This window comes from Flagellimonas yonaguniensis (genome assembly GCF_029193885.1).
In the GTDB taxonomy this organism is placed as follows: Bacteria; Bacteroidota; Bacteroidia; order Flavobacteriales; family Flavobacteriaceae; genus Flagellimonas; species Flagellimonas yonaguniensis.
Map to the genome: position 1 here is coordinate 13,138 of NZ_JARFVB010000010.1, position 17,935 is coordinate 31,072.

General features: G+C 41.2%; 16 protein-coding genes and 1 tRNA gene. 5 read left to right on the forward strand and 12 right to left on the reverse strand.

Annotated features, from left to right (window positions below; all coding sequences use genetic code 11):
- Nucleotides 1-109 precede the first annotated feature (109 nt).
- The gene (locus PY092_RS14175) at nucleotides 110-1,522 is read right to left on the reverse strand and encodes a tetratricopeptide repeat protein (protein ID WP_275616462.1); all 1,413 of its coding nucleotides are present in this window, start codon (nucleotides 1,520-1,522) and stop codon (nucleotides 110-112) included.
- Nucleotides 1,523-1,813: 291 nt separating this feature from the next.
- Between PY092_RS14175 and PY092_RS14180 the strand changes: the two genes are divergently transcribed.
- Nucleotides 1,814-2,629 (forward strand): rhodanese-like domain-containing protein, encoded by an 816-nt coding sequence (locus PY092_RS14180; protein WP_275616463.1) that lies wholly within the window; start codon nucleotides 1,814-1,816, stop codon nucleotides 2,627-2,629.
- A 245-nt stretch (nucleotides 2,630-2,874) separates the two neighbouring features.
- Here PY092_RS14180 and PY092_RS14185 read toward each other — a convergent pair.
- Nucleotides 2,875-2,959: transfer RNA gene (locus PY092_RS14185), tRNA-Ser, on the reverse strand.
- Nucleotides 2,960-3,113: 154 nt separating this feature from the next.
- On the opposite strand from PY092_RS14185, the gene PY092_RS14190 reads away from it, so the two are divergent.
- The gene (locus PY092_RS14190; RefSeq protein WP_275616464.1) at nucleotides 3,114-3,866 is read left to right on the forward strand and encodes a sulfite exporter TauE/SafE family protein; all 753 of its coding nucleotides are present in this window, start codon (nucleotides 3,114-3,116) and stop codon (nucleotides 3,864-3,866) included.
- 12 nt (nucleotides 3,867-3,878) lie between these two features.
- Nucleotides 3,879-5,072, forward strand: coding sequence for a DegT/DnrJ/EryC1/StrS family aminotransferase (locus tag PY092_RS14195; protein ID WP_275616465.1), 1,194 nt, complete (start codon nucleotides 3,879-3,881; stop codon nucleotides 5,070-5,072).
- Here PY092_RS14195 and ribB read toward each other — a convergent pair.
- The 10 genes from ribB to PY092_RS14245 all read right to left on the reverse strand — a co-directional run bounded on the left by ribB (nucleotide 5,069) and on the right by PY092_RS14245 (nucleotide 15,655).
- A complete protein-coding gene (ribB, locus tag PY092_RS14200; RefSeq protein ID WP_275616466.1) occupies nucleotides 5,069-6,208 on the reverse strand; it encodes a 3,4-dihydroxy-2-butanone-4-phosphate synthase in 1,140 nt (379 codons plus the stop codon). The two genes, PY092_RS14195 and ribB, sit on opposite strands and share 4 nt — an antisense overlap.
- Nucleotides 6,205-7,707, reverse strand: coding sequence for an LptF/LptG family permease (locus PY092_RS14205; protein WP_275616467.1), 1,503 nt, complete (start codon nucleotides 7,705-7,707; stop codon nucleotides 6,205-6,207). The genes ribB and PY092_RS14205 overlap by 4 nt, the downstream gene beginning before the upstream one ends.
- A 3-nt stretch (nucleotides 7,708-7,710) precedes the next feature.
- The gene (gene lolA1, locus PY092_RS14210; RefSeq protein WP_275616555.1) at nucleotides 7,711-8,358 is read right to left on the reverse strand and encodes an outer membrane lipoprotein periplasmic chaperone LolA1; all 648 of its coding nucleotides are present in this window, start codon (nucleotides 8,356-8,358) and stop codon (nucleotides 7,711-7,713) included.
- Nucleotides 8,359-8,362: 4 nt separating this feature from the next.
- Nucleotides 8,363-10,753, reverse strand: a complete 2,391-nt coding sequence (locus tag PY092_RS14215; protein ID WP_275616468.1) for a DNA translocase FtsK — start codon at nucleotides 10,751-10,753, stop codon at nucleotides 8,363-8,365.
- Nucleotides 10,754-10,815: 62 nt separating this feature from the next.
- The gene (locus tag PY092_RS14220) at nucleotides 10,816-11,181 is read right to left on the reverse strand and encodes a diacylglycerol kinase (RefSeq protein ID WP_275616469.1); all 366 of its coding nucleotides are present in this window, start codon (nucleotides 11,179-11,181) and stop codon (nucleotides 10,816-10,818) included.
- Nucleotides 11,182-11,318: 137 nt separating this feature from the next.
- Nucleotides 11,319-11,576, reverse strand: coding sequence for a DUF6952 family protein (locus PY092_RS14225; RefSeq protein WP_127136767.1), 258 nt, complete (start codon nucleotides 11,574-11,576; stop codon nucleotides 11,319-11,321).
- Nucleotides 11,557-11,871: a thioredoxin family protein gene (locus tag PY092_RS14230; protein WP_275616470.1), complete on the reverse strand. Its 315-nt coding sequence runs from the start codon at nucleotides 11,869-11,871 to the stop codon at nucleotides 11,557-11,559. The genes PY092_RS14225 and PY092_RS14230 overlap by 20 nt, the downstream gene beginning before the upstream one ends.
- A gap of 7 nt (nucleotides 11,872-11,878) precedes the next feature.
- Nucleotides 11,879-12,523 carry a peroxiredoxin gene (locus PY092_RS14235; RefSeq protein WP_275616471.1) on the reverse strand — a complete coding sequence of 215 codons (645 nt, stop codon included), beginning with the start codon at nucleotides 12,521-12,523 and terminating at the stop codon, nucleotides 11,879-11,881.
- A gap of 349 nt (nucleotides 12,524-12,872) precedes the next feature.
- The gene (gene nhaC / locus PY092_RS14240) at nucleotides 12,873-14,363 is read right to left on the reverse strand and encodes a Na+/H+ antiporter NhaC (RefSeq protein ID WP_275616472.1); all 1,491 of its coding nucleotides are present in this window, start codon (nucleotides 14,361-14,363) and stop codon (nucleotides 12,873-12,875) included.
- 71 nt (nucleotides 14,364-14,434) lie between these two features.
- The gene (locus PY092_RS14245; RefSeq protein WP_275616473.1) at nucleotides 14,435-15,655 is read right to left on the reverse strand and encodes an aminotransferase class I/II-fold pyridoxal phosphate-dependent enzyme; all 1,221 of its coding nucleotides are present in this window, start codon (nucleotides 15,653-15,655) and stop codon (nucleotides 14,435-14,437) included.
- A 150-nt stretch (nucleotides 15,656-15,805) separates the two neighbouring features.
- Between PY092_RS14245 and PY092_RS14250 the strand changes: the two genes are divergently transcribed.
- Together PY092_RS14250 and lpdA are read left to right on the forward strand one after the other, a co-directional pair.
- A complete protein-coding gene (locus PY092_RS14250; protein ID WP_275616474.1) occupies nucleotides 15,806-16,264 on the forward strand; it encodes an Lrp/AsnC family transcriptional regulator in 459 nt (152 codons plus the stop codon).
- Between the two features lie 233 nt (nucleotides 16,265-16,497).
- The gene (lpdA, locus tag PY092_RS14255) at nucleotides 16,498-17,901 is read left to right on the forward strand and encodes a dihydrolipoyl dehydrogenase (RefSeq protein WP_275616475.1); all 1,404 of its coding nucleotides are present in this window, start codon (nucleotides 16,498-16,500) and stop codon (nucleotides 17,899-17,901) included.
- Nucleotides 17,902-17,935 lie beyond the last annotated feature (34 nt).

Here is a 17,935-nt window from a genome sequence, read left to right on the forward strand (position 1 = left end):
ATCGTGTTTAGTATAAGGACAAGATCACAATAAAAGGTGGTATACTAAAATTTGAAGGTATACACTTATACTACACCTAAATTTCGGTAAAAATTGTAAAATAAAAAAACTAAAGTGAGGACATCCAATGATATAGATCTTCACTTTTTGGTATCCCCAATTTTTTGCGAAGCCTATATTTTTTTACTTGGACCGTTTTAGGTTGCACAAAAGTAAATCGTGCAATTTCCTTTGAAGAAAAATTGAACCAGATCATTGCGCATAGCTTAAGTTCGGTATTTACCAGATTAGGATTTATCTTTAAAAGTTTCTGGAAGACTTCAGGATATACTTCTTGGAAACGGGCCAAAAAGAATGGGGAATTTTCAGATGCCAAGGCCACAATTTCATTGAACGCGTCATTAAGTCTTTCGCGCAGTGCATTACTTTCTTGTTCTTTCAGCCGTATGGCCAGATCCTTTTCAATGAGCTTCTGTTTTCTTTTTTTATCGAAATACCGGTAGAGGAGGTAAATCAGCACCAAAAGGACCACAATTCCTGTTGTGATCAGAAAAAGAAATTGTCGCCGTTCCATTCTGTATTCACTTTCCTGCTCCTCCAATAGTTGCTCCAAGGCAAGGTTCAATGCCCTATTTTTTTCTTCTGAAATGCTGTTGTTTACCTCCAAGTAATTTTGATGGAATTCACTGGACTTTTCTGAATCCCCCATTAAATCATACGTTTCGGAAATACTATTGTATAAGAGACCAATTTCCCTCACACGTTTTATGACCTTGGAAATTTCCAAAGCCTGACCATAATAATTTAAGGCTGCCTTATAGTCTCCCTTTTTTTTATGGAAATCACCGTAAGTCATTAAAAAAACGGATTCTTGATACTTAGTGGGAGGATTAAGTGCCATCACATTTTGCACCTTTTTCAGATAATGTTCTGTAGAATCGAGATTATTACCTTTGAACATATAAAAATATGCCAAATTTATATAGGGGTTTGGGTTGGTAGGATTTGATTTTATTGCCTTATGCCGGTAAATTAAAACTGAATCAATATTTATTGGTGCAAATGAAGCTGATTTGTTCATATACATCACACATAAAAGCTTATCATTATCCAATCGATATTTTTTATATTGTAAAATGGCTTCGTCGTATTTTTCTATCGCTTTTTGATTGAGTTTTAATTCTAAATAATTGTTTGCCACTCCAGAAAGTACACGAACCCTCAAATCATGATTCTTCGAGGTGATCGCCATATTTTGGGCCAGTGCCAAGTATCTTAGACTTTCTTGATATTGACCCAATGCGGTCAAGGCGATACTTATCTGCTTGTATCCTTTTGCAACCCCCTGGTCATACCCAATCTCCCTTGATGCTTTAATTTGATCAACACAAAGATTTGCAGCTTTTTCAAACTCTCCACGCTGCCTCAATGCATTAAATTCCACAGTCAACAAACTATCTATATGCCCCGTATTTTCTTGGGCCATTCCAATAAACTGAAAAAACAAGAGGACAAATGCCATTTTGAGATGGCGAATTGTTGAAGCTGCTAATGACATTGAGTGGAAAATCAAAATAGATAATATAGTTGCTTATTCCATTGGATCATAAATTCAAATTTAAGCATAAGAACTCAGAAAATTTTATCGATTCAAAACCTCAAGTGTAGTATAAGTGTATCCCGTCAAATTCCAGTGTGCCATCTTTTTTTGCAATCTTGCCCTAACATATTGTTTCTTTTAGCTCAGCACAACGATTGTTGAACACCAAGCACCATCAAAAATTAAAGTCAATAATATAAAACTGGAACACAAATGAGAACACTGACCTTTACCTCATTACAAAGGGCACTTGTAATGGGCATATTTATAGTAGCCTGCAATTTTGGATTTTCTTTTGATTCAGGCACTTCTTCTGGCCCTACGAACATTGAAGCACAATCTTTGTCGCAAATTGATGCTGCAAAAGCCTATAGCTTATTAAGGAACAAGGCCTATACATGGATCGATCTTCGATCTAAAAATGACATAAAATTATTTGGAAGAATAGGTAATGCTAGATCTATACCCTACGATTTGGGATCGCAGTCTTTCATCACTAGAGTGACAGTACTTGATCGAAATGCCAATTATATCGTATTCGCCAGCACAGGATATCAAAATACCGATATATTGGAAAGTTTTAGAAATTTGGGATTTAAAAATGTACTTGCTTTAAAGGGCGGTGTTGTGGAATGGAAAAAACGAAACTATCCACTTGTCAAGGATGATGAAAGTACACCTGTGGACAAAGATGCTCCGGCACCAGGGGTTTTCAGTTTGGAAGCTTCAGATGCTATTAAATATGCCCAATCGGATGATGTGGTCTGGTTAGATCTGCGTAGGTCAAAGTATCCTAAAGCCGACTTTATAAAACGTCTCAATCCTCTAATCGATAGTAATAACAATTCAATGCTAAGAAGGGAAATTAGTATGCTTGGTAAATCCAACCATTACATATTTTTTACGGATCATGGCAATAGAAATGGTTACCTCAGAAGAATCTTTAGACAATATGGATTCAAAAACGCAAAATCTGTTAGAGGAGGGCATAGAGCACTTAATCGTCAAACCTTGAAACAACCCAGATAATTTTATCAAAAAAAAGTCAATGATTGCCTCATTGATTTTTCAAATTTAGATTTTTAAAATCTAAGCACTAACCAAGCACCCCTAGTCTTCTGATATAGGGGTGTTTTTTATGAAATGTACGATGTGATGAAAAAGCTTACCACAAGGTCACTTTTAATATGGGGTCTCTTGATGTAATTTAAAATAAAAAAAACCGCTAGAGACAACTCTGCGGTTTTTTTATTTTCAAGCTTTGCGCTTGGTTGCGGAGGAAGAGGGATTCGAACCCCCGGAGGTGTGACCCTCAACAGTTTTCAAGACTGCCGCATTCGACCACTCTGCCATTCCTCCTAAGCGGGTGCAAATATATAAAGCTTTTTCTTATCCCAAAAGACCTTTTTGCATTATTGTTCAATTCACTGTCACAAATCATTTTACATCAACCAAATAAAAGTTTGCAAAAATCAGTATGCCCTTTTAAAACAATGGTCATACCTTTGTTTTTATGCTCGAATGGTACCATTATTTGCTGTTGATCGCTGTAGGTTTTGCAGTTGGCTTTATCAATACCGTGGCTGGAGGTGGTTCCCTCTTGTCATTGCCCACACTTATTTTTTTGGGCTTGCCACCTGCTGTGGCCAACGGGACCAATCGGGTGGCCATTGTGATTCAGACAGCTATGGCAACTGCTGGGTTTAAGAGCAAGGGTATTTCTACTTATCCCTTTAATGTCTATCTAGGTTTTTCCGCTTTTTTAGGTTCTATTATTGGGGCCTACATTGCTGTGGATATTGATGGGGATACTTTTAATAGGATTTTGGCCATAGTGATGGTTACGGTATTGCTCATTATTATTTTTAAACCTAAAATGCGGATGGAAGAGATGCAGGAAAGGCTCACGGGCAAATACCTTTGGGTGGCGTTGATCGTATTTTTCTTTTTTGGCATCTATGGAGGTTTTATCAATGCCGGTCTTGGTTTTTTAATGATTTTGTTCATGCATTTTTATAACAAGATGAACTTGGTCCGTGTAAACGCCACCAAAGTTGTCGTTATATTTATTTATATGTTGGCTGCCTTGGCCGTTTTCGCCTTTAATGATAAAGTTGATTGGAAATTGGGTCTTATCCTAGCTATTGGAAATGGTTCAGGAGCATGGTTTGCCAGTAGGTTCTCCGTGAACAAAGGGGACGGATTCATAAAAACATTTTTAGTCATTGCCGTAGTTTTGATGGCCATCAAACTATGGTTCTTTTAAATAAAACTTGATATGCCCGGATTTGAACTTTTTGGAGACAAGGAAAGAAAAGAAGTACAAGATGTTATGGACTCTGGAGTGCTGATGCGCTACGGATTTGATGCCATGCGCAACGGACATTGGAAAACGAAGGAGCTCGAGACTGGTCTGTCGGAACGAATGCAGTCCAAATACACCCATGCTGTAAGTAGTGGCACTGCAGCGTTGACAGTAGCTTTGGCAAGTGCTGGAGTAGGGGCAGGGGATGAAGTAATTATGCCCACTTTTACCTTTGTGGCCAGTTTTGAATCCATTTTGGCATTGGGCGCAATCCCAATTTTGGTGGATATTGATGATACGTTGACCTTAAACCCCAAAGCGGTTGAAAAGGCGATTACTTCAAAAACGAAAGTGGTCATGCCTGTGCACATGTGTGGTTCCATGGCCGATTTGGATGCCCTAAAAAGTATTTGTGACAAACATGGACTGTTGTTGCTCGAAGATGCTTGCCAAGCCATTGGAGGCACCTACAATGGAAAACCTTTGGGCAGCATTGGCGACTTGGGGTGTTTTTCTTTTGATTATGTAAAAACCATTACCTGTGGAGAAGGCGGAGCCATAATCACCGATAACAAAGAATATTATGAGAATGCGCATATGTATTCCGACCATGGTCACGATCATATTGGAAACAATAGGGGAGCCGAGGCACATCCGTTCTTAGGGTATAATTTCAGAATCTCTGAGATGAATGCGGCAGTGGGTGTTGCCCAGCTCGCTCGTTTGGATGAATTTTTAACGATTCAAAAACGAAACTATAGCATTTTAAGGGAAGCTTTATCAAGTATCCCTGAAGTGGTTTTTAGAACAGTGCCAGATGGGGGAGAGGAGAACTATTCCTTTTTGAATTTCTTTTTGCCCAATGAAGATATTGCGCAAAAAGTGCATCATGCTTTGAGCGGAGCTGGAGTGGACGGCTGTTTTTATTGGTACAACAATAATTGGCACTATTACAAAAAATGGGAGCATTTGACTCAAATGAAATCCTTGGGCAAACTACCCAAAGATGTAATTGAGTCCTTACCTGATTACAGCAAAGTTGATTTCTCTGAATCCGACCAATGGATGTCCAGAAACATCTCCTGTTTGATCAAATTGGGATGGTCCGAAGAGGAAGTGACCGAGCGGGCCGCTAAAATGGTGGAAGCTATTAAGACCGTGCTTTAATAATTCACATATTCCACTATCTCAAGACCGTAACCCACCATGCCCACACGTCGGGTTTGGCCTGAATTGGTCAATAATCGGATTTTGGAGATGTTGATATCGTGAAGAATCTGGGCACCGATACCAAAGTCCTTATTGTCCATGTCCACTTTAGGGGCTTTGGTGATTCCTTCCCCTTGAAGTTTCTTAAACTCGGACAATCTGCTCAATAGATTCGTGGATTGGTTACCTTGGTTTATAAAGATCATGGCACTTTTTTCCTCCTTGTTCAATGCATCGAACATGCGTTGTAGGCCTTCATCTGGATTGTTGGTCAAAGTGCCCAACATATCATTGTTCACTAAAGTGGAATTGATTCGGGTCAGTACTGGTTCGCCACTTTTCCAATTTCCTTTGAGTAAAGCGATATGGACCTGATCGTTAGTGGTCTGTTGGTAAGCCCTCAATCTGAATTCGCCAAATCTGGTATTGATCGTAAATGCTTCTTTGAGTTCAATCAGACTATCGTGTTCCATTCGATAGGCGATCAAATCTTCAATGGAAACGATTTTAAGGTCAAACTTTTTGGCTACCTTGAGAAGTTGGGGCAATCTTGCCATGGTTCCATCCTCATTCAATATTTCCACCAAAATACCCGCAGGTTCCAGGCCGGCCAATCTGGCAAAATCTATGGCAGCTTCAGTATGCCCTGAACGTCTTAAGACACCTCCATTTTTGGCTCTCAATGGAAAAATATGTCCGGGTTTTCCCAATTCATGGGGTTTGGTGTCTTTGTTGACAAGCGCATTGATGGTTTTGGCCCTGTCATGAACCGAAATACCGGTAGTGCAACCATATCCCAACAAATCCACGGACACCGTGAACTGGGTTTGATGTAATACAGTATTGTTCTGCACCATCATGTTCAGTTCCAGTTCTTCACATCTATCTTCGGTTAAAGGAGCGCAGATAAGCCCACGGCCGTGCATGGCCATGAAATTGATCATTTCCGGGGTGACCTTCTCGGCAGCGGCAATAAAATCACCTTCGTTCTCCCTGTTTTCATCATCCACTACAATAATTACCTTACCGTCCCTAATGTCGGCAATGGCTTCTTCTATGGCGTTCAGTTGTATTTTTTTATCCTTGGCGATCATTGGTCCTCAGCTTCTTTATCTTTCTTTTTAAATAATGATTTGATACGGTCTATAAAATGACCAAATCCTACTAATCCTTTATCCGCAGTTGCTCTTCTCGTAAGTGATATGCCCAAAGGCAGCATGATCATCGTGGGAAGCCATGCTCCAATAGCTGGATGAATATTTCCTTCCTTGGCATAGTTGCCCGCAAATACCCCTATGAAATAATAGGTCAAAAATAGAATAATGGCCACTACCATCGGCAATCCCAATCCTCCTTTACGGATGATGGCCCCCAATGGTGCCCCTACAAAAAACAGAATAATACAAGAAAGTGCAAGTGCATATTTTTGATGTAAAGATAAAATATGGCTGTTATAGAACTTGTACCTGCTTTGCAGTTCGTTCTTTTTGGAGGTAACGGTGTTCATAATACTGGAAACCTCGTTTTGGGCCTTCTTCATGACCTGGATCTGTTCCCACTGTTCCAGGCTCGCTAAAAACCCATCTATGGTTTTTATGGTATCCCGTTGGATTGTATCCTTGAGGTTTTCGGGCTTTATGAGTTCTATGTCCTGCTTGGAGGTGTCCTGCGGAACTTTTTGTGGGAATGCACCCATGCGACTCACTACGTTTTTGGAAAATGCAGCTACTTTTTCCAGATTGTTTTCACGGAGCGAATCGATATCCTTGATGAGCCGCCCTACATTTTTCATTTTGTTGGTGGTGATATTTTGGTCCTCTTCCAGGTCTTGGTCGTTGAGCTCCGAAATATCAATATTGATGGTGTAGGTTTCAAAATTGGACTTGGCAAAAGGCTGTTTTCGCCTTTCTCTGGCGTCTTTTTTGACTATATCCTCATAATAATGGCCATCTTTCAAGACCAATTGGATGATATCCGATTCCTCGCTACTGATCAACTCCCCGGATTTGGCCTTGATTACCGTGTTGTTGATGTTTTGCTTGGTTTTTTTATGGATGACGACATTGTCCAGAAAACGATCTTGTTCCCCGTATTTTTTGTCCACTTTGATGTTCATCCCTTGGCCAGTTCCTTCAAAATCACTGAAAACCCCTTCGGTAATGGCGGCCGCAGGCTTTACCTTGGCAATGTTCCGTCTTAGGTTGAACATTTTTTGTTCGGATTTCGGAATCACATCATTTGCAAAAAAGAAAGTGACCACGCCCAGAAACAGCACAAAAACAATCAGGCTGCGCATTCCTCGTTGCAGGGATATTCCAGAGGCTTTCATTGCGGCGAACTCGTAGTTTTCCGCAAATGTACCAAAGGTAAGGATGGAGGAGAGGAGTACCGTTAGGGGCAGCACCTTGTCAACCAGTGTAGGGATAAAGTAGAAAATAAACTTGCCAATAATGACCATGCCCAGTCCTTTTCCCGCTAAATCATCGATGAACAGCCATATTCCCTGAAAGATGAATATGACGATCAGGATGAAAAAGGAACTGAAGAAGTTGTAAAGAAATCTCCTTAGTATATACTGATCAAGTATTTTCAATGTCTAGTTTCTTATGATGTAGTACCCTTTGTCCTCGTACTTTTTCTCGTCAAAGGTAAACAGAGTACTTGATATGGGCTGATTGGTTTTGAAAGAATTAACGGTAATGGTGGTTTTGGTACCATTGTTTCCCGTTTGGATCAGCTTGTAGATATGTTTTGTTTGTGTGTCGATGCCCAAAAGCACGGATTTGATCTCGGTATTGGAATCAATCGGAATCAACTTTACGTATTGGATTTTTCTTCCACCCACATTTTGAAGAATATCCCATTGGTAGTTATGCCCAGTTTTATAAAAGGTCAACATTTTGGAAGGGCTGACGTTGTCGTTGTCCTCATTAACGTCCTCGATGGTCACTTCTTCGTTTTCGGGAACCACGGTGTATACTTTGTTGCCATCATAGAGTTGGGTGGCCCCAAAATAGTTCAACAGGTATTTCTCATCCTGAAGCGTTACATTTCCGTTGGTCTCTTGTTTAAGATTGGCCTCGGTATTCTCTATAGCTGATTGGAAGTCAATATAAATATTGTCGTAGCTCTGTACTTTGTTGTACACCTCATCCAAAAGGGCTTTGGCCTTATCCGAGTTCTGTCCGTAGGAAAATAATCCAACGGCAAACAATACGATTGGTAGAATACTTTTCTTGATCATGGTCTTATTTTGCTTCATTTTCTAATAGTTGTTCCAAAGAATACATATCCGGTACCAGAACCTGTCTTGCTTTACTTCCTTCAAATGGCCCTACAATTCCTGCAGCTTCCAATTGGTCAATAATTCGACCAGCTCTATTGTATCCCAGTTTTAATTTTCGTTGGATCAAAGAGGCGGAACCTTGTTGTGCCGTTACAATTACCTCGGCAGCTTCCCGGAACATGGCATCTCTGTCCGCGATATCATTATCAAGACTTGTGCCAGATTCTTCGCCTACATACTCTGGCAGTAGGTGTGCTTCGGGGTAGGCGCGTTGTGATCCAATATAATCGGTAATTCTCGCTACTTCTGGCGTGTCCACAAAGGCACATTGTAGCCTGGTCACATCATTTCCTTGCGTATAGAGCATATCTCCCCGACCAATAAGTTGGTCAGCTCCTTGGGCATCCAAAATGGTTCTGGAATCGATTTTTGAGGTTACCCTGAATGCTATTCTTGCAGGGAAGTTGGCTTTGATGATACCTGTGATCACATTTACCGAAGGTCTTTGCGTTGCAATGATCAAATGGATACCGATGGCACGTGCCAATTGTGCCAATCTGGCAATGGGTGTTTCCACCTCCTTGCCCGCTGTCATGATGAGATCGGCAAACTCGTCGATTACCAATACAATGTAAGGTAAAAATTTGTGTCCATCGTTTGGATTTAATTTTCTCGCTTTGAACTTGGTGTTGTATTCTTTGATGTTCCGAACCATGGCCGATTTCAACAATTCGTACCGATGGTCCATTTCAATACAAAGGGAATTCAGGGTGTTGATTACCTTGGTGTTGTCCGTAATGATGGCTTCCTCGGAATCGGGCAGTTTGGCCAAGAAATGGCGTTCTATCTTGTTGTAAAGCGTCAATTCCACCTTTTTGGGGTCGACCAAGATGAACTTGACCTCTGCCGGGTGTTTTTTATACAGTAAGGAGGTGATCACAGCATTCAAACCAACCGATTTACCCTGACCTGTTGCACCCGCCATGAGCATGTGGGGCATTTTGGCCAAGTCCACTACAAAAGTCTCATTGCTGATGGTTTTCCCAAAGGCGATGGGCAGTTCCATTTCCGCTTTTTGGAATTTGCTGGATGCGATCACCGAACGCATGGAAACAATGGTCGCATTTTTGTTCGGTACCTCAATACCCACGGTTCCTTTCCCTGGAATAGGGGCAATGATTCGGATACCCAATGCAGCCAAGGACAAAGCGATGTCATCTTCCAAGTTTTTGATTTTGGAAATACGGATTCCTGCTTCGGGTACAATTTCGTAAAGTGTTACCGTAGGACCTATGGTCGCTTTGATCTGGGCAATCCCTATCTTATAGTTTTTGAGAGTGCTTACAATTCGGTTTTTGTTTTCCTCGAGCTCTTCTTGGTTAATGGTAATGCCTCCTGAAGCTCCGTGAGCTTCCAAAAGGTCCAAGGTTGGGAATTTATAATTGCCCAATTCCAATTTGGGGTCGAATTCCCCAAAATCCTCTACTAATTTGGCCGCTTTGGCATCGGTTTCCTCTTCAATGGTGGTTTCTTCCACTTTTAGGTCCAAATCAGATTCTTCCTCTTCAGGAATATTGACATCGAGTCCAGCTTCATCCAAAGGAGGAATATCTTTTTTATGGGTATAGGTGTCAATTTTTTCGGGAGAGGTGTCCTCCATGTTCAACTCAATGCTACCTTCTTCATTTTCAATAGAAGGTTCAGTGGTTGTAGTTGTAGTCGATGGTCCTTCTTTTAGGTCTGATTTGATTTTTTGTTTTTGCCTGCGGAAAAAGTTGGCAAATCCTTCAGGTGTGAAATTGAACAATTGGACCAAAATCACCATCAAAACAAATATCAGAATCAAGAAAACACCGATCTTACCAGTGTAATCCTGAAGGAAATCGTTCATCTCATAACCGATAAGTCCTCCCAAAAGTGGAAAATCAGCGGCGAAAAAACCTAGTGCCACAGATCCCCATATAACCCCGACCATGCCCCAAATCCATTTGGACACCAATCGTTTTCCATTCAAACCAAGAAATAAATAAAGTCCTGTGACGGCCAAAAGAAATGGAAAAGCAAAGGATGCCAGACCAAAGCCCTTGTACATAAAAAAATGACTGACATTGGCCCCGAATTTATTGAGTAAATTACTGGCTTCGGCATTGCGGTCCGCAAATTGGGACAACATACTCTGATCTTCTTGCCATGTGAAATAGAATGACATAAAAGAGAAGAAAAGTGCAATGCTGAGAACGATCAAAAGGCTACCAAAAATAATTTTGTTCTGTTTGGAAGGCTTAAAGGAAACCTTCTTTTTAGCAGTGGTGGTAGTTTTTTTTGATTTGGATTTTGTTCTTTTTTTGGCCATTAATCAATTTTAAGCGGGGCTAAGTTACAAATTTACGTTGCTACTCGGGGTCTTGGATTTTACTAAAAGATCTTAGGTATATAAATGATCAAACCAACGATACTTGCCAAGACCGATACTATCATAACGGCTCCTGCGGAAATATCTTTTATCAATCCGATTTTAGGATCTAAATCGGGCTGAATGTAATCGCAGATTTTTTCAATGGCCGTATTTAATCCTTCCACGCCCATGACCAAACCTATTGACAAGAGTTGGAGTATCCATTCGGTATTTGAGATATTGAAATAAAAACCGAGAGATGTAACGGCAAGTGCAATAACAAACTGAATCTTAATACTAGGTTCTGTACGCAATAACAGAAACATCCCCTTTAGGGCATATCCCACACTTTTGATTCTGTTCTGTAGAAAAGATTCTTTTGGCATCTATGATACTTCAAGTATTGTTCTGATGATTATTCATGGCCAAAAACCATACTTGGCACGGAGCCAAAAATACTAAAAAAACCTTCCCGAAGTGTGTTACGGGAAGGTTCTTATTTCAACGTTTGCGACAATGTCCGTTACTTGTCTATTGAGCCAAGTACTCTTGACATAAAGCCGTTAAGGGCCTCTTTTTTGGGAGTTCCGTTTTTGATTTCTCCAGATACCTCGAGGGCACCATAAATATTGGAGATAAGTTCCCCGATCATATCCAGTTCCTCATCTTTTAAACTGGAAACCTCACAAACACTTTCCAAGGTGTCCGCTGTTTCCTGCAGATAGTCCTCATCGTGCTCCTCGGCAAAATTGACCAATTGTTTAATTATGGGCAACTTCATTGATCAAGTCTTTTAAAACATCATACTTATTGGTCTGCACCTGATTTTTCAGAGACCCTTTTGAAAAAGCGGCGAAGGTGGGCAAGTTATCCACATTGGCCAATTTTCTGGATTCCGGGAATTTTTCGGCATCGACCATTACAAACTTTATGTTCTCGTTCAACGAGGCTTCCTTTTTGAACTTGGGCTTCATTATCCTACAGTTTCCACACCAAGATGCACTGTACTGTACCACTACATTGTCGTTGCTGGCAATGACCTCGCTCAAGTTGTCTTTGTCCAATTCTATAACCATGGTAAATTTAGTTTACGTGATTGGCCAAATAATCTGAAACACCAGCTCTATCAGCATTCATTGCCTCTTTTCCTTCTTCCCAGTTAGCTGGACAAACCTCACCTTTTTCCTGTACGTGGGTGTAGGCATCCACCAAACGTAAAAACTCATTTACATTTCTTCCCAATGGCATGTGGTTGATGCTCTCGTGGAACACAGTTCCTTCCTCGTCTATCAAATAGGTGGCTCTGTAGGTAACGTTGTCGCCTTCCAATACAACAGAGTTGGTCTCTTCGTTGTAGTCTTCTTTCATAATGTCCAAGATGCCCAAAGCTGTGGCCAAGTTTCTATTACTATCAGAAACGATAGGATAGGTTACACCTTCAATCCCTCCGTTGTCTTTTTCGGTGTTCAACCAAGCAAAATGTACTTCGGCAGTATCACAAGAAGCTCCTATGACAATGGTATTTCTTTTTTCAAACTCACTTAGATTTTGTTGAAAGGCAAAAAGCTCGGTCGGACACACAAAAGTGAAATCTTTTGGGTACCAGAACAACAATACTTTCTTGTTTTCTGCTTTGGCTTTCTCTAAAATGTTGATTTTGAACGTATCGCCCAATTCGTCGATGGCGTTTACTTCAATGCTTGGGAATTTTCTTCCTACTAAAGTCATTTATTGGATGTTTTTTAAATTTTCGAGTAGCAAAAATAGGGTGGTTTTACGGCTTTTACCAGCTTAAAAATTAGTATTTCTTATGGTGGGATAAACTGTGACTATGCCGCAAAAAAGCCCTTTCAATATTATGGTTGTAACAAAATTGAGCATCAAATTTTAACGACTTATCAAAGAAGATGGGATATTGAAAAAAGTAGGATTAAAATTTATTTGACCGAAGCAACCAATCCCATAAACAAAAGTTGTCAGGTCGAGCCAATTCGAGATCTCATTTATGAGCTGATACGCCCAATAACTTCTCGACTGCGCTCGAAGAGACAGGGCGTGATGATTGTTCAAAAAAGATTTATTCAGCCGTTGCTGTGGCAAGTTGCTTGATCTTAATTCTGAAAGCTGCAAACAACAAGGTCATTATGGGGCTCAACCAATTGAAAACGGCATAAAGTGCATATTCGCCCACGCCAACACCCAAAACACCACTATGGTATGCCCCGCAAGTGTTCCAAGGCACCAAAACCGAAGTTACCGTACCTGAATCTTCCAAAGATCGACTTAGATTTTCTGGAGCGAGTCCACGTTCTTCGTATGCTTTGGAGAACATTTTACCTGGGACCACAATAGCCAAATATTGGTCTGATGCCGTTACGTTCAACGCCAAACAGCTTCCCACGGTACTGGCAAACAAACCAAAAGTGGTCTTGGCCAATTTTAGAAGCGATTCCGTGATGCGTTCCAAAGCTCCGATACCGTCCATGATGCCTCCAAAGACCATGGCACAGACAATCAACCAGATGGTGCCCAGCATACCTGACATTCCGCCCGAAGAGAACAAATCGTTCAAGGCAGGGTCGTCGGTTGCGATGGCCGTATCCACTGTGATGGCATTCAAAATACCTTTGTAACCGGATTCAAAATTTAAAGCGGTACCTCCACCAATGTTGGCCACAATGTCTGGCTGAAAAACAAGGGCAAACACACCGCCCAATAAGGTTCCAATCAAAAGAGCCATCAATGGAGGAGCCTTTTTCACGATCAGACCGATCACAACCAAGGGCACAATAAACAACCAACCGTTGATATTAAAGGTGGAACCGATATTCTCAAGAAGAGCGCTTGTATCCGCCACTCCAGATGTGTCAATAGTGAAACCAAGAATAATGAACACGATCAAAGTAACAACAATGGTCGGGACTGTGGTATAGGTCATATAGCGAATATGAGAGAATAGATCCCCACCAGCCATGGCTGGTGCCAAGTTGGTCGTATCGCTCAAAGGGGACATTTTATCTCCAAAATAAGCTCCTGAAAGTACAGCGCCAGCGGTCATTCCCAACGAAATGCCCAATGCGTCACCAATTCCTATCAATGCAATACCCACGGTTGCGGCCGTGGTCCAGCTACTTCCCGTAGCAATGGAGATTATAGCACAGATCACAACGCTGGCGGCCAAAAATATGGTGGGATTCAATATTTGAAGACCATAATAGATCATCGCGGGAATGATTCCGCTTACCAACCAAGTACCCGATAATGCACCGACCATTAAAAGGATGAGCAAAGCTCCAGTGGTGGACCTAACATTTTCCGCTACTTCGGCAATCATTTGTTTGTAGGATACTTTATTAAAGAAACCCACAATGGCGGCCACAGCACCACCCATCAAAAGAATAAATTGGTTGGAACCACTTAGGGCATCATCCCCAAAAACATAAACATTATAGGCCAACATGGCAACCAGGGCAAAAACGGGAATGAGCGCTTCAGCGATGGTCAGTTCTTTATTTTCTACAATGTGTTCATCTTCCCTAAACTTTGATTTTTCCTCTTTGTTCGGCATTTGGTCTGAGTTTGTTAGAAGGTAATATTACGATTTTGCCCCATGTTGTGCAAACCTCGTATACCTTGTATTTATGCCAAACTTGGGTTCGGAGACAAAATATCCAACTTTTCCATACAGTTTCGCATGGTGGTATAGGTTTTATGGATATCGTTGTCCAGACCAATGGAAAAACGGATAAGTCCTTGAGAGAGACCTAATTCTTTTTGTTCTTCTTCAGGAATCTCTGAACTGGTGGAAGTGCCAGAAGCACTGAACAAGGTTTTATAAAAACCAAGACTTACGGCCAGATACCCCAACTTTTCTTTTTGCATTAATTCCATTAAGGCATTAGCTCGTTCCACGGAACCTACATCCAGGGTAAGCATACCTCCAAAGCCATATTCATGGTTCATCTGGGACTTCATCAAATTGTGGCCGGAATGACTTTCCAATCCAGGATATACCACTTTTAAACCATCTTTTTCGAATTGTTTGGCCAGATAATGGGCATTTTCACTATGCTTTTTGATTCGGATATGCAGCGTTCGCATATTCTTCAAAATGGAAGCGGCCCTTAAACTATCCAAAGTACTTCCCAAAAGCATTCCAGCGCCATTGTTCACATCTTTGAGGCTCAAACAGAAATCGGTAGAGGCACAAACCGCTCCAGCAACACAATCACTACTGCCATTAATGAACTTAGTCAGACTGTGAACCACAACATCGGCTCCTAGTTGAGCTGCATTGATGGTCAATGGCGAAAAGGTGTTGTCTACCACCAATGGCATTTCGTTCTTTTTAGAAATTTTGGATAGCGAAGGAATGTCGGCAATTTCCAATAATGGATTACTAACCGCTTCGCAATAGATCATCTTAGTTTTAGGTGTAATGGAATTTGTGACCATTTCCAAATCGGTAATGTCCATGAAGGAAACATCAATATTGAATTTCTTTACAAAGTTTTTCAAAAAGGCGTAGGTTCCTCCATAAATCGTTCTGCTGCACACAATATGGTCGCCTGAATCGCACAATTGTAGAATTACCGCAGTAATCGCACCCATTCCGCTAGCATATACGTTGGCGGATTCCGTTCCTTCCAGTTGTGCCATGGCCTCACCCAAGTATAGGTTGGAAGGGGAGGAGTGGCGACTGTACAAATAGCAACCTTCCGTATTTCCTTCAAAGGTATCGAACATGGTTTTTGCCGATAGAAAGGTGTAGGTTGATGAATCTGAAATAGAGGGGTTTACACCTCCAAATTCGCCAAAATATTGAAGGTCTTGAATGTGTTCTGATGCTTTGTAGTCCATAATGTACCGTTTTTGATAAAATTAGGAATGTGTAGACATAAAATCAACAGTAAATATAAAATGAAGATTATTTGACATTTAAACTGAAATAATTAGGAAAATAATCTATAAAAGTTGATTTTAGCCATATTGGCTAGAAAATTCGTCGGCATGAAACTGGATAAAGTGGACATTGAGTTGATTAGATTGCTTCAAGAGGACAGCAAAAAAACCACCAAACAATACGCGGATGCTTTGCATTTGTCCAAAACTGCTGTTTATGAGCGCATTCGTAGGTTGGAACGAAATGGAGTAATTACGCAATACACCGCCTTGGTGGATAAATTAAAAGTAGGACGCGATTTTATGGTACTCTGCCAAATTCGATTGGTGCAACATACCAAGGAGAATGTCCTAAAGTTTGAACGTGAAGTATTGCAACTCCAAGAAGTCTCCGAGTGCTTTCATGTGGGAGGCGATTATGACTATATTTTAAAAATCCATGTGAAAGATATGAAGAGCTATCGCGAGTTTATGGTTACCAAGCTTACGGCCATCGCCAATATAGGTAATACCCAAAGCTCTTTTGTGATCAATGAGGTCAAGAACAGTCCTTCGGTACATATTTAGAAGTCGGAAGTCGGAAATCAGAGGGTTATCATCAATAAATAGTTTATGATTGCCAATCATCAGTTCGAGCGTAGTCGAGAACCTTCTTTGTTTTTTTCCTTAACCCTTATAACCCATCATCCTTAACCTTTTCCCACAGAATTGATTGGTACTGTCCCGAAAAACATTTGTATTTTTACACTTGTTTTAAAGAAACACAGTTTTTAAGCAAATATCCTTACAAATAATACAATATGAATCAATATGATGTAGCCATCATCGGCTCCGGACCAGGAGGCTATGTGGCGGCCATTCGATGTGCCCAATTGGGAATGAAAACGGCAATAATAGAAAAGTATGCCGCTCTTGGCGGAACCTGTCTTAACGTAGGTTGTATCCCCTCCAAGGCACTTTTGGACTCATCACACCATTACGAAGATGCCGTAAAGCATTTCGAGGAGCACGGTATCGATATTCCAGGGGAAATAAAAGTGAACCTAGAGCAAATGATAGCTCGTAAACAAGGCGTAGTGGACCAGACTACCAAAGGTATTGAGTTTTTGATGAGCAAAAACAAAATCGATGTGTACCATGGAGTGGGAAGCTTTAAGGACGCCACGCACATCAATATTGCAAAAGAGGATGGGGAAGAAACCATTGAGGCCAAGAATGCCATAATAGCTACAGGCTCAAAGCCATCATCTTTGCCTTTTATTGATATTGACAAAGAAAGAGTGATTACCTCTACGGAAGCATTAAAGCTTAAGGAAGTTCCCAAACACCTCATTGTAATCGGAGGAGGAGTCATTGGATTGGAATTAGGGCAAGTGTACAAACGTTTGGGGGCTGATGTGACCGTTGTGGAATACATGGACCGTATTATCCCTGGTATGGACAGTGCATTGTCCAAAGAGCTTACCAAAGTGATGAAAAAACAAAAGGTAAAGTTCAACCTTTCCCACAAGGTGAAATCCGTGGAGCGTAAAGGCGATGAAGTAATCGTAAAAGCCGATGATAAAAAAGGTAAAGAGGTAACCATTACAGGGGATTACTGCTTGGTAAGTGTTGGCCGTAAGCCTTATACAGATGGGTTGAACGCCGAAGCTGCCGGAGTCAAATTGGATGATAGGGGTAGAGTAGAGGTCAATGAACATCTACAGACCAATGTTTCTAACATTTACGCCATTGGCGATGTGGTAAAAGGCGCCATGTTGGCCCATAAAGCCGAAGAAGAAGGCACTATGGTAGCTGAAATCTTGGCAGGTCAAAAGCCACATATCGATTATAATTTGATTCCCGGTGTGGTTTACACTTGGCCGGAAGTTGCTGCTGTGGGGAAAACAGAAGAGCAGTTGAAAGAAGAAGGTGTGGAATATAAATCCGGTCAGTTCCCCATGAGAGCCCTAGGTAGGGCCCGGGCCAGTATGGATATTGATGGATTTGTGAAAATTCTTGCCGACAAGGACACCGACGAGGTATTGGGCATTCACATGATCGGGGCGAGATGTGCCGATTTGATTGCCGAAGGAGTTACAGCCATGGAGTTTAGGGCATCTGCGGAGGATATTTCCCGAATGAGCCATGCGCACCCAACCTTTGCAGAAGCTGTTAAAGAAGCTGCATTGGCGGCAACCGACGACAGAGCACTGCATGTTTAGGTAGAAAAAAAGAGAATCAAGAAATATAAAAAGC